The following is a 13,382-nucleotide window of genomic DNA, read 5'->3' on the forward strand; positions in this document are numbered from 1 at the left end:
TTAGCTTAACTGACAAGCATTAGCCGATTGGCGCCTTTTTTGTTGACTACAAACCTTGATGTCAGCTTATCCATAGAACGAACATTACCAACCGGGAAGCTTCTCTGTTGGGTAATCCTTGCGAATAAATAGAACTGGTTCGTCAGAAACTCTTGAGGTGTCCCATCTACTTAAATCTTGATTAAAAGACTCGGCCGATTCAAACATAGAATCCATATTCGTAATTTTTGACACATTCCATTTATCGAGCGGTTTGTTAAAAGAACTAGCCCACTTAAACATATCCGTCATATCAGTAACATTTGATACGTTCCAACTATTAAGAGATTGATTGAACAGCGTTGCGCCAAGAAACATTCCATTCATGTTGGTAACTTCCGACACATCCCACTGCTCAAGAGGTTGATTAAAAGACTCACACCACCCGAATAACCAATTCATATTAGTCACCTTGGATACATCCCACTGGCTAATATCTTGGTTAAAAGCTAACGCCTTAAAAAACATCCCTTTCATATTGGTCACTTTTGACACATCCCACTCGCTAATATTTTGATTGAAGGCTATAGCTCCAAAGAAAACACCTTCCATATTCGTAACATTCGAAACATCCCAATAGCCAATATCTTCATTAAACCCTGTCTTCTGTGCATAGCGAAATAAGTATGACATATCAGTTACTTGTGAAGTATCAATGTTGTAAGCTGAGTCATCAAAGGTATAGATGATACCTTCAGATTCTATAGCAAAGCTCCCACTATCCGCTGCAGCTCTTAACTGAGCTTCAGTGACTGTTAAGAACCCAGGCTTTTCAGTTCGAGAACCTTTTCTAGCTTCTTGAATTGTATTTAATATTGCAACTGCTCTTTTCTCATTGACTTCATTTTTAGATTTAAAATGTTTTAGAACTGGTTGCATGTTGTTTACTAGTACAGTTGAAATTCTCTCATTAACTTCTGGGGTCTTAGAAATCAATGACTGACCAATTGGAGTAGAAAAAAAGTCATTCATAGATTTCAACTCTTCAGCCGTGTAAGTTTCTTGATATATCCTGATTGTAGGCTCAACTATAACGTCCCAAGACGCTGCGGCTCGTATCTTTTGTTCAAATTTTTCCGTTGCCATAATTGGATTGCTAGAAAACTTCCGAATATATGAGTTAATCAAAAGCTCATGATTATTTTGAGCTTGGGTTAACTCAAGTAGCTCTAGAATAAGTTCTCTTTTTTCTTCAGATAACGCAGGGGCAGAGAGAGCTATTAATATCACAGCAATAAAGGTTTGAATTTTCATTTTTCCTCATTAAATATAATGCTTAGCGCCTCATAAGGTTTCCACCGAAGCTTTAAAATTTCATAATTTTGCTAATACTACTTATGCTACTGAGAGCTCTCCCCCGACTTCACGGACACACCAAAACAAGGGATAAGATGTGCCCCAAGGCGCTTATTAGCGCCTTCCTTGTTGCTAATTATCCTGTGTGCACGAGTTTCTATTCATTCTTCAAAACCGTTGAAGGATGTATCGAGGCCGCTCGGTAGGTGATTGATGCCACCGTTAACCAAGTAATGACTGAAACAATCAAATAAGGTAATAAATACCCCCAAATTGGTTGCTCTATTCTATAATTGAACTCTTTCAGCCAGTCGTTTAGAACATAGAAAGTCGGTGGTAGGATCAGTAAAGCACTCACAATTACCATCAGCAAATATTCTTTAGCGACTAAAGTTACTATCCCCAACTTTGACGCTCCAAGCACTCTTCGAATAGCGACTTCTTTTTTACGTCGCTGTATAGACAATGTCGCTAGGCCATACATACCAAAAGCTGTCAATAAGACCGACAAAACGGAAAATGAGACGACAACCTTGGTAATTCGTTTCTCAGAGTCCGTAAGTTGCAAATATTTATCTTCTAAACTCCAAATTTTCGGTTCATTTTCGTTTGTCACATTTTTAGTTAGCTCACTGATTTTCTCAACTACTGCTGATAACCGAGTTTGCTCGACCACCAATGTGACAGCTACACGGTTAGACTGTGTCTGGCCACAGATAAATAAAACATTACTAACTTCCCCACGGGTGCTTCCAATTTGGACATCCCTAACTACACCAACTACGGTGATTTCCTCTCCTCCAGGTAAAGAGATCCTTTCACCAATTGCCGCCTTATTATTCTCAAACCCAGCCATCTTAACCAAGGACTCAGTGACCATTCCAGACATTCTTACGCCCCCGCTTTCCTGAGTTGATGCCCAGTCACTTTGATAGCGGTCGCTAAAATCCCGGCCGGCTAGTAACTCAACCCCCAGCCCTTCAGTGATGTTGTATGATGTTCCTATTATTGAAACTTTCTCTATTTTAGTCGCACCTTTACTCCAGGAGATACTTGATGTCACAGATGCAAATTTAGTTAAGTCACTGTCGATAACCGATAGGTTTGAAATACCCTCTATTTGTTTAACTTGATTTATAAACGCAGTATCATTTTTACTAAAGGCAAATTCCCTAGGAACATTAACTACTACTCGGTTTTGATAAGAGTATCCTGGCGAAATCGACTCCATGTAATGAACCTGCAAAATCAAAATAACTGATGCGGTTATTAGGCCAATAGCCATGGCGCTCTGAATCACAAGAAGTGTCTTCCTAACAACAATTGCTGTTTTACCAGTAGAAATATCACCACTTAGAATCCTGCGCGTACTAAAGTTGGCAAAAAATAAAGCCGGGTAGCAACCCGCAATCACGCTCAACATCAGCGTAAGAACAACAATTGAGAAAATGAACCAATTTTGACTACCAAATGCTAGAGGGCTTCCGACTAAGTTTGAAAACCAAGGCAACAGCACTTCCGCAAGCGCAAGTCCAAAAAGCAAAGAGCTCAATGTAATCATCAGAGTTTCAGTCAGAAACTGAAGAAATATCTGTAACTTAGAAGCTCCTAATGCTTTTCTCATTCCTACTTCTTTTGCTCTTTTATTACTTTGTGCAATCGTAAGATTTACAAAGTTAAAACCGGCGATGAATATAATTACGACGCTTAATAAAGAACTTATATAAATTGCTTCTTTACTTCCACCAGGCTTCATATCCATCACGGTGCTTGGCATCAAGTGTATATCGCGCAAAGGCACAAGCTGAATTTTCAGTTTACCTTCAAAAGTGCCGGAGCCGTACACATCACTGAGTCGCTCAGCTAGTTCGGAAACTTCAACATTCTTTCCCGTTTTTATGTAAACAAAACTATCGGTATTCACTCTATTGGTCGAACTCATGACGCTCGGCTCTATTCGACTCAGCATTTCGAAATCATAGTGAGTATTAGATGGCAAGTCATGAAAAATAGCGCCGACTTTAACCTCCTTGTCGCCAGCAGTTAGTGTTTTTCCAACTGCATCGGTGACCCCAAAAAATCGTATTGCTTGCGATTTATTGAGAGCAATCTGATTTGGCTTACTAAGCACCTCAGCGAGATCACCGTGCAGTACATCGAGATCGATAAAATTCTTGATATTTGCTGTTGCAGAATAATAGTTGGGCAAGTCGAATTTTCTACCATTTAGCTCAGCAAAATTGGGGACTTTCGCGTTAGACAGCACAAAAACTTCGCGAATATCGTTAATGCTTTTAACTTCATTAGATACAGCCACATTTGAGACAGGTAACACACCTAAACCATATGCACTGAAATCGGTATGAACTCGATATATATTTTCAGATTCAGGCTGGTATCGGTCGTAGCTCAACTCATAATTAACAAATGTTGCGACCAAAACAGCTGCGCAAATTCCCAACCCCAGGCCCAAGAAATTCAAGATAAAGTAGCTTTTATGAAAAGCTAAAGTTCGATATCCGTTTTGTATGTAGTTAACAATCATACAGTTAGCCTTTTATGACGTTAAATTTGTACTGCGAAGCATATCTGACTCAATAATTTTTCCATCGAGCATGTAAACGACACGGTCAGCATGAAATCCGTCTTTCTCCGAGTGAGTCACCATTACAACAGTTGTGCCTGCACTATTCAGTTCTTCCAACAACTGCATTACTTGGTCACCATTTTTTGAATCTAAATTGCCGGTTGGCTCGTCAGCTAAAATAAGCTTAGGGTCAATGACTAAAGCCCGCGCAATAGCGACTCTTTGTTGCTGACCTCCTGACAGTTCTTGTGGAAAGTGATTGGCTCGATGATCAATTCCGACACGTTGTAAAATAGAGTCGACTCTTTTTCGTATTTGGGCTTTAGGAAGATGCTGATATTGCAGCGGAAGCTCAACATTTTGACGAACAGTTAATTCGTCAATTAAATTAAAATTCTGGAAAATAAACCCAATGTTACTCTTCCTGAGCTTTGTCAGGGTGCGCTCTGCATAATTGGAGACTTCCTCATCCAGAAAATAAAATTCACCAGAAGTCGGCGAATCCAACATTCCCAGTATAGATAAAAGCGTAGATTTACCGCAGCCCGACGGACCCATAACAGCAATAAAGTCACCTTCGTTAACTTTCAAATCGATATCATTCAGCGCAGTGGTCTCCACTTCTTCTGTGGCAAAAACCTTGCTTAAACGTTTAATTTCTATCATGGCTGTCCCCAATTCAATGTAACTCAAGCTTTTCAGCTCGTTCAAAACCGCTGTAACTTGACGTAATGACCCGTTCACCCGGGTTAACTCCATCAAGTATTTCATAGTAATCTTTGTTCGTTATCCCAATTCTAATTGGTCGTCTCTCTGCATATTCACCGTCATCACTCAAAACAAAAACCCAGTTTCCACCAGTAGAAGAAAAGAAAGCTCCACGATCGAGAATAACGCCCTTCTGATTATTACTAGATAAAACAAGCTCTGCTTCAACGCTCATACCGCTTGTTAACCCTTGAATATCAGAGGGAAGATCAGCTTCAATTAAAAATTGGGAATTTGAAACTCGACTGTCGACTTTCGAAATATGCACTTTTAGCATTGTATTTTTTAGCTTTACGCGAAGCTCATCACCAAGCCCTACTTGACTCAGATAATATTCATCCAGAAAAATAGAAACTTTGTAATCGCCGGGAATATCGATTTGTCCAAGGCGTGATCCAGCCTGTTTTGATTCACCTAGCTCAATATTGAACTCGCTCAAATGCCCGTTCACCGGCGATTTAATTAATAGATTTTCAATATTCTTTCTTGCAAACTCTAAATTCTTTTCCAACATTTCGGCACTGTCTTTAAGCTGTGCAATTTGCGCTTTCCTGATGCTGTTTTCCTGATCTTGGCGTTCCAAAGTTAGTTCTTTTCTCGAACGGTAGTAAACTAAATTTTCTCGAACCTCATCCAGAGTTTCTTGAGGAATCAAACCCTGTTCCATAAGATGCGTACTTTGCTTATATTTTCTCTCAAGGTGTGAAATTTGCAGTTCTATTTCTAATAAATCCCGCTTAAGGTTTAGCCGGTTCGTTTCCATTGTCATTTGTGTGTTTCGTAAAAAGTTGAGCTGTTCAGTTACTTGTGCTTCTCTACTCATCACATCCAATTGCAAGCTTGTATTGCTTAATTGAGCCAAAGGCTCCCCTTTTTTGACGTAATCACCCCGCTCCACAAATTTCTGTTCAACCCTTCCACCGGAAACTGAGTCCAGATAAATCGTTTTCTGCGGAGCAATCTTACCTCTTACGTTTAACGAAGCCTCTACAAAGCCTTCCCGGGCGGTGGAAATTGTAATACTAGATTTAGCTACTTTTTGTAAACGGCTCTTATCAAAACTGCCAGAAAGTATCACTATGTATAGCGCGGCTACCAATAAGCTACTTACTATCAAGATAAGCCCTATTTTCCGTGTATTCTTTCTTTTTACTATTTTATCCACGATAGGTTCCTAAAAAGTCTTTTCCTAAATCGCATTAGATCAAGCAAAACTCAAGCCAAATAATATATAATTAAAAATCAATTACTTAAACTTAAACGAGTTAAATGTGTAACAAAATCGGACACCTTTAATTTGACTAAAAACAAAATTCGTCCGAAAGTGAACACTTGCTGTCGAGTAACATCGTTCAAAAAATATGGCTGGACTTTAATGAAAAAATTTAGCTCAATACTTGTTGTTGATGACGACGTTGATGTCTTACTAGCGGCGGAGCTTCTCTTAAAGGGCAACTTCGATAAGGTCAGCACGCTTAGCTCGCCTAGTGAGATTATAAACACATTAAACTCATACAATTACGACCTCGTCTTACTCGACATGAACTACACCAGAGACTCTAGCAGTGGAAAAGAAGGGCTGTTTTGGCTGAAGAAAATTCTTGAAGTAGATGACACAATTGGCGTGTTATGCATGACCGCGTACGGAGAGATAGATTTAGCAGTTGAAGCTATTAAACAAGGCGCATTAGATTTTCTGACTAAGCCATGGGACAACGATGAGCTTGTTGCCAAACTATCTTCTTCAATGAAACACCTTGCCGATAAGCGAGAGCTCGCTAACCTAAGAAATAAAAACCTTACCCTTAATAAGTCCGTAAATTCTCCTTCGCATAAATTTATCGGCAAAAGCAAATCCATGCAGCACGTTTTTGAGATGATAGATAAAATTGCAAAAACCGACGCTAACGTACTAATAACAGGCGAGAGTGGCACCGGTAAAGAACTCGCTGCCTATGCTATCCACAATCAGAGTCTCCGTGCTAAAAGCTCTTTGATCAAATTAGATATGGGAGCAATACCAACCTCCTTATTTGAAAGCGAGATGTTTGGTCATACCAAAGGAGCATTTACCGGAGCCACTCAGGATAAACCAGGTCGGTTTGAAGTGGCTTCAGGCGGGACTCTTTTTCTTGATGAAATTGCAAATTTATCACTAGAGCATCAGGCAAAACTATTAAGTGTTCTGCAAAATAGAGAGATTACTCGTGTTGGCAGTACCAAACCTTTTTCAATCGATATCCGATTGATTTGTGCGACCAACGAAGAGCTGTCTAAACTTATTAGCTCAGGCGTTTATAGAGAAGATCTCTACTACCGAATTAATACTTTCGAAATTCATATCCCAGCACTTCGGGAGCGTAGAGACGACATTCCTCACTTGTTAAATTACTACCTTGATTTATTCTCAAAGAAATATCGGAAGCATTTGCGTATACCAGACAAAGCAGTCAACGATTTACAAGGTTATGACTGGCCGGGAAATATCAGGGAGCTCGCCCATAGTGTAGAAAGGGCAATCCTTCTTTGTGATGATGGAGAAATAGACACTAACCATATCATTAACCGACAAAACTATGAGCCTAAAGACAATACTTCAGAGCTTGACCATCCCCTTAAAATAGAAGACTTCAACTTGGCTAATATAGAATTGGAAACGATAAAAAGCGCCTTAAGTCATCATAAAGGTAACGTCACCAAAGCGGCTAAGTCACTAGGAATTACCAGGGGTTCGCTATACCGAAGAATGGAGAAGCATAATTTATAATGGGTATTCAATATAAGTTCCTAATCTACAATATAATATCGCTAGTATTGGTCTCGGCTTCCGTGTTGGTCTTTATAGAAATTGAAATGACTTTTTTATCGGCCTTTTTATTTGTTTTTGGATGCTTTTTTATCGCTCTCCAGTGCGGCTTAATTGCGAAATATCAAGATAATCAAATTAACATTATTAGGACGTTATTGAGTGATGATAAAACTCAGAGAATAGCAAACGTTCACTTCCTTAAAAACGACTTCGAGAAGGCTAGGCAGGCATTTTTATCTACCCAAAAAAAAGCTGAAGAAGAACACGAACTCATATCATCTATACTTATGCATTTAGAGTTTGCCGTACTTATCTTTGATGCCAACACCCGGGAGATTGTTCGTAAAAATAGCAAAGTTGACGATATTTTGGGGAGACGAATCAAGCAGGCAAGTGACTTAGGGCATCTCTTAACAGTAATAGAAAATACTCACCCTAACATAGAAAAAACAATTACTTGGCAAACAAAAGAACGCCTTGATTCGATATCTTTATACACAACGATAATGTCGTTTCAAGAAAGGAAATTAAAGGTTGTTTCGATGCATTCCGTGCATAATAGAATGCTTTTGCAAGAACAAGAAGCCTACAAAACTCTGACTAAGGTGCTCACACACGAAGTAGCTAATTCTTTAACGCCATTAATTTCAATATCAAACTCTTGTCAAAAACTTTTACCCAAAAAACTCTCTTTTGCTACAGTCTCCGATCAAAGAGATCTGACAAGAGGATTGGAAATTCTAGAACGTAGAGCAACTAAACTGAAGGACTTCGTCTCTAAATTCAAACAGTTAGACAACCTTCCCAAACCGAACCTAAAAAAGGCTAAGATTGATGACATCGTCCGTCATAGCTTAAGCATTTTCGAAGACGAGTATAAGCAAAAGAGAATAGAAGTTCGATTAGATCGAGTGATTGATCATTTTGTGATGGTTGACGAAAGCCAAATTGAGCAAGTCATCATAAACTTGATAAAAAACGCTATCGAAGCTGTTGAAACCGCAAACTCAAAGCGTATAGATGTAAAGTTAAGTTTGTCACGATACTACGTACATATTGATATCTCTGACTATGGTCCGGGTGTCGACAAGGACGCGCGAAAGATGTTGTTTGTCCCTTTTTTTACAACAAAGCGCGAAGGTTCCGGCATAGGACTAGCACTAAGCCGCCAAATAATGCTCAGCCATGGCGGCAGTTTGGAGTATATCGATAAAGAAGAAAAGACAACTTTCCGTTGCTCAATTAAAAGAGCTTTAGCTTTCTAGTTGTTCTTAGTCGATCGTATAAACTCCCCCTTCTCAGTAACTTACCTAGAACTTCTAAGATCTACTCCCTGACGCTGAACTCTCCCCCAAAAACTAATCAAAAGAAAAACTTGACTGGTCACTTTTTGATCACTATATAAGTATATTAGGATGTTATCAAAACATTAAATCTTTCTTTTCCAGTTGTACTTAGAAAGATCTCGGATTCGTTCCGGTAGTACGAATGGACGTCAATACATGACGTTAAATCAACTTAATGGATAAACAACTAGAGAAGGAAGATTAATATGTCCATTGTAAAAAAGGTATCTGTTGTAGCGATCATGCTTGCTGGTTTTTCCAGTTTTAATGCATCAGCTGGCTGCTCAACAGAAACAAGATTAAAATGTGATACACAAGGTAACTGTTCGATTGAGATTGTAATAATCTGTCCGTTCCAAAGTGTCGCTTAAGTTTATGTCTACTATATGAGAGGAGGAAAAGCTCCTCCTCTCATTTTAGGAGAAGCTATGAAACAACTAAAAATATCTTTTACGCTGATTTTAATGACGATTTCATTTTTCGTGAATGCAAAAACTATCGATCAAGTATACGAAATGGATGTTAACGAATTTTTATCTTCAGGAATAGTAAATAAAGTACCAGCAGTTTACTTGTGGAGCAAAGAAGGAAAGCCCAAACTTTTCAAATCGGGAAATGAAGCTACTAATGCAATCAGATCTAACTTTCAATTCCCAAAAGAAGATCATAATTTAGAAAACAGTAACTTCGAAATTTTAAAATCTATTCTAGTTAGAGAAGAATATTGGAACGACAAAAGCAAGAACCTAGTTTTTCTAAAATTCGATCAGTCGGTAGGATCATGCCAAGCCTGCATCGACTCTGAAGAAGAAATTAATTCACTTGATCAGAATGACTTCAATATCATTGAAATATTAATAAAAAATTGAAACATTACTGAAAAATCAGGGACGTTATTAGCGTCCCTATTTCTTAAGGATGACCAAACTCACCGAATAAAGATTGAAACTTTAATTAACGACAAAAGGAAACAACTACACAAATATTTCGCCTCAATTTACCCCCTTTAGGCCAAAGCAGACGGATCTAAATTAAAAAATCTTATCCAACTGCTCACGATAACGGTCAAACGCTTCAAACTGCGGCATATGACCAAGGCCTTCCAGCTCATACAAGTGACCATCGGGAATTTGCTCTACCACAATTTCACCTAGTTGGTCGTAGCGGCCAAGCTGATAATCAACGCCTTCTTTTTTCCAGCCACGGCCAGGGCCGGTGGTGTCCCGGGTTCCCAGAATTAGATGCGTTGGTACCGTTAATTGGTCAAACTCGTTAGATACATTACCGGTAAAAATCATGTCGTAAGTCAACGCGTTATTCCAGGCTACCAGATCCCAGTCATCGCCGTTTATCCAGCCTTCGTGAATTTTGATTAACGCTTCGTAATCCTCTGACCATTTACCGTCATAGTAATTCTTCTTCTGGTAGGCCCGGACTTTATCAATGGTTTTGCCCTGCTCGTTCTTATAAAAGAAAGCCGGATCTTTGTATTGCACATAACGCAAATAGTCTTCCAGGCCAACAGGGTTAACCAACACCAGTTTCTCGACATTGTCGGCATGGTTCAGGGCATAGCGGGTAGCCAGCATGCCGCCCATAGAATGACCCATCACAACAAGCTTATCGATTCCAAGCGACTCCACTAGCCCTTTAGTGTTATTAGCCAGAGCTTCGAAGGAAAACTGATAATGCTCAGGTTTGGAGGACTTACCAAAACCGATTTGGTCCGGCATAAGTACCCCGTAGCCTTTTTCGTGAAGATAGTTAGCGGTTTTCTCCCAGTAGTCGGCTGCGAAATTTTTTCCATGCAGCAACAAAACCGTTGGCTGATCGCCTTTCGCCGGTAAGTGCATATAAGCCATTTCCAGTTTCTGTCGTTGGCTGTCAAATTCAAAGGTATGAACTTCAAAAGGGTAAGAATAACCGCTCAAGCGAGCGTCGTATTTCGGAGCATGGTCGTCAGCAGAAGCCGGCGCTGTCAGCCCAAATAGAAAAGCGGTAAACACGGTATAAATCCAGGTGCGCATGTGCAAGTCCTTAGTTTAACTTTTAATCGTTACTGTTTCGGTAAGCATTTAGACACGATAGTTCCTTTCGGCTACATCTGCAAAACTCAAGAGTACACACCGGGCTAGCCGAATAGGTCAGTATCAGAGATCACCCTCAACTTTATTGAGTATCAAGCTGCGATGGATAATACCAAGTTCAAAGCGGCTATCGTTGGCATTAACCGTGTTATCACCAAGAAGGAAATATTCTTCTTCGCCTGTTGTATATAAGCTATTAGAATATTTTTTACGTTTTATAACAGCACTAGCTGGCAAGTACTGCACTCCAGACTCAATCAGCTTTTCTGGTAGCTTTACTTTCTCATCATTTATATAGACACCATCTTCTTCGAGCTGAATCGTTTCATTAGGAAGACCTACGATTCTGAAAACCAAAAGATTAAATTGCTGAGGATTTTTCACGGCAACCACATCCCAGCGGCTAGGTTCATAGCCGAAAGACGAGAGAACCCCTATTTCAACTGTCTGCCCGGCTTTTATTGTCGGTTCCATTGAGGAGCCATTTTGAACGAATTCACGGCTAAAAGCAGATACACTGAACAATATCGTAATTATTAAAAAAACATTTTTTCTCATCTTTAAGCTACTTAATAACTGTTATATTTTTGCTTTCAATAACTGGTGAAAATGACTCAACCAGCCGTTCGTTGAAACCTTCTATTTTCTGAATATTTTCCAACTTATCTAAGTCGCTTAATGAGGACACCCCAAAACGGTCATCTTCACCATCCCAGAATGGTACTAGCTGACCGTAAATTTCTCTTGAAGCGTCGTAACTTAAATGAGTAATACGGGACAGTAGCTCTTGCGGAATAGCCAGCCCTCTCATGTAATCCAGAGCCTCAGGTATGCTTTCATAACCGGAAACTGAAATTTCTCTGGCGTCATAGGCTTTAGCGAAGTCTCTTAAATTAAATTCAGGAGACAACAACTTATTTACGTACATAAGCTCATCAATAACCATTAATTTAAAATTCAAATCTTCGAACTGAGCTTCACCGCCGGTAGGAAGCTTGTATGACGAGCTCACTCCCTGCTGCGTCAGCAGACCCGATAATTGCTTAGCTGCACTACCGCTTCCATTGGAGGCCAGTAATTTCGCCAGCTTCCCGGCCCCTTTTGAGCGAGTGAGTAAGGTTTTAACCGAGTTATTTTCGTCCTGCTCCAGAGCAAATAGACAATTAATTGCATGCTCGTTTTGCTCATCAGTCCACTGTCTGACTTTAGGCTCCAGATAAACGATTATTTGATTTAGCTGCTGAGCCGGGTATTCCTCAGGATCTAATAAGTCAAAGAAAAGCCGCCAGGCCATGCCACCATCGTTTTCATCAACCATAGAGGTTATATATAAATCAATGAGCCGTGCCACAACCTGAGGGTGCTCATCGGAGCGTTGCAATACAGACAGAATCAAGCCATTACCGAAGTTAATGTCTCTTTCGACACAGCTAAGCACCCATAACTCATAATTGGAGGGGCAGTTGTCTGAATGATAAAAACAAGTCGTTAAAAAGGTTTCGACGAGCTTGTAACCCGGCTGAAGGCCTGATTTATCAACCAGCAAACCTTCGGCATTAGAAACCGCTGATATTTTCTCGTAGATTTCGCTGAGAATAGGTTGCGACTCATCAAATACTTTTACCAGCTCACGCGGGCTCGGTGCGCTTCCGTCGCTTTGGTTTAGTAACAGCAACCATTGGTACGCCGCCTGACACTCTTCTTTCTTGTTATAGTCCAGATAAAGTAGTCGCCTAGACCACTCGTTAAATATAAATTTCGCACTCTCTGCCGATTTAGCCGCTTTTAAAAAGTAGGTTCCAATAGCCGCAATAAGCTGACCACTTGTCTTGTCACGAAGGTCAATATTGGCAGCCAATGAGAACAACTGGCGTACGAGTATATGCTTTGCTTCATCATCATAAGCATTCACGTTCTGCGAGAGCTTACCAATAATGCCTAATGTTTTTTTGCTACCGGACTTAATCGCAAAGTTTAAGTCTCGATCAGGGCCTTCAACTGCCTCAAGAAAGTTTTCGAATGCCATTAAGTGCCAGCCTCAAAGGGTTGTTATTCATATTTGAGAATTTCATTAAATGCGTCATCGCCCAATATCAGCGGAGCCATAAAGTCCCGTACGTACTCTTGTCGTTCCTGGGGGGCGGCCTCGCTCCACCAAGCTGAGTCAGCTATATGCTTAAGAAGTAACTTTGTTTCCAGTCGGTTCGTGTCGGCGCGTTGCCACTCGAGCCAGTCTTGAGCTCGTTTTTTCTGGCCTTCGTTGAAACTGGATGAAACAAGCAAATCGAACACCTTAAAAGCCAGGCTAGCCGTCAAAGGGCTACCTTGCGCGTCTTTGAGAGAAGAGTATTCGTCGAACTTAACGGCCATTAGCGTCTTATGTAAGGCCAACAACTCATAGTAATTTTCAATTTCAATATTCATATTTCATTTCTTATACTTTTTCTGTC

General features: G+C 40.1%; 11 protein-coding genes. 3 read left to right on the forward strand and 8 right to left on the reverse strand.

Features of this window, described 5'->3' with window-relative positions; translation table 11 throughout:
• Window positions 1-84: 84 nt before the first annotated feature.
• The 4 genes from B2U97_RS06400 to B2U97_RS06415 all read right to left on the reverse strand — a co-directional run bounded on the left by B2U97_RS06400 (window position 85) and on the right by B2U97_RS06415 (window position 5,855).
• Complete coding sequence (locus B2U97_RS06400) at window positions 85-1,293, reverse strand: BspA family leucine-rich repeat surface protein (RefSeq protein ID WP_051018778.1); 1,209 nt, start codon at window positions 1,291-1,293, stop codon at window positions 85-87.
• Between the two features lie 199 nt (window positions 1,294-1,492).
• Window positions 1,493-3,880 carry an ABC transporter permease gene (locus tag B2U97_RS06405; RefSeq protein WP_034821936.1) on the reverse strand — a complete coding sequence of 796 codons (2,388 nt, stop codon included), beginning with the start codon at window positions 3,878-3,880 and terminating at the stop codon, window positions 1,493-1,495.
• Window positions 3,881-3,892: 12 nt separating this feature from the next.
• Window positions 3,893-4,588: an ABC transporter ATP-binding protein gene (locus B2U97_RS06410; RefSeq protein WP_034821939.1), complete on the reverse strand. Its 696-nt coding sequence runs from the start codon at window positions 4,586-4,588 to the stop codon at window positions 3,893-3,895.
• Window positions 4,589-4,601: 13 nt separating this feature from the next.
• Entirely contained in the window at window positions 4,602-5,855 is a 1,254-nt protein-coding gene (locus tag B2U97_RS06415; protein ID WP_034821942.1) for an efflux RND transporter periplasmic adaptor subunit, read from the reverse strand.
• 132 nt (window positions 5,856-5,987) lie between these two features.
• Here B2U97_RS06415 and B2U97_RS06420 point away from each other — a divergent pair, with 132 nt between their 5' ends.
• From B2U97_RS06420 to B2U97_RS06430, 3 genes are all read left to right on the forward strand, one after another.
• Window positions 5,988-7,457, forward strand: coding sequence for a sigma-54 dependent transcriptional regulator (locus tag B2U97_RS06420; protein WP_339613007.1), 1,470 nt, complete (start codon window positions 5,988-5,990; stop codon window positions 7,455-7,457).
• Window positions 7,458-7,543: 86 nt separating this feature from the next.
• Window positions 7,544-8,764, forward strand: a complete 1,221-nt coding sequence (locus tag B2U97_RS06425; RefSeq protein WP_158511977.1) for a sensor histidine kinase — start codon at window positions 7,544-7,546, stop codon at window positions 8,762-8,764.
• A gap of 509 nt (window positions 8,765-9,273) precedes the next feature.
• Window positions 9,274-9,714, forward strand: coding sequence for a hypothetical protein (locus B2U97_RS06430; RefSeq protein ID WP_034822948.1), 441 nt, complete (start codon window positions 9,274-9,276; stop codon window positions 9,712-9,714).
• Window positions 9,715-9,876: 162 nt separating this feature from the next.
• Here B2U97_RS06430 and B2U97_RS06435 read toward each other — a convergent pair whose 3' ends face one another.
• The 4 genes from B2U97_RS06435 to B2U97_RS06450 all read right to left on the reverse strand — a co-directional run bounded on the left by B2U97_RS06435 (window position 9,877) and on the right by B2U97_RS06450 (window position 13,356).
• Window positions 9,877-10,872, reverse strand: a complete 996-nt coding sequence (locus B2U97_RS06435) for an alpha/beta fold hydrolase (RefSeq protein ID WP_034822950.1) — start codon at window positions 10,870-10,872, stop codon at window positions 9,877-9,879.
• Window positions 10,873-10,995: 123 nt separating this feature from the next.
• Window positions 10,996-11,490 carry a signal peptidase I gene (gene lepB, locus B2U97_RS06440; protein WP_051018804.1) on the reverse strand — a complete coding sequence of 165 codons (495 nt, stop codon included), beginning with the start codon at window positions 11,488-11,490 and terminating at the stop codon, window positions 10,996-10,998.
• A gap of 7 nt (window positions 11,491-11,497) precedes the next feature.
• Entirely contained in the window at window positions 11,498-12,958 is a 1,461-nt protein-coding gene (locus tag B2U97_RS06445) for a DUF6892 domain-containing protein (RefSeq protein ID WP_051018806.1), read from the reverse strand.
• Between the two features lie 23 nt (window positions 12,959-12,981).
• Window positions 12,982-13,356, reverse strand: coding sequence for a hypothetical protein (locus B2U97_RS06450; RefSeq protein WP_034822952.1), 375 nt, complete (start codon window positions 13,354-13,356; stop codon window positions 12,982-12,984).
• Window positions 13,357-13,382: the final 26 nt, after the last annotated feature.

It is taken from the genome of Idiomarina sp. UBA3176 (genome assembly GCF_002364295.1).
Lineage (GTDB): Bacteria > Pseudomonadota > Gammaproteobacteria > Enterobacterales > Alteromonadaceae > Idiomarina > Idiomarina loihiensis.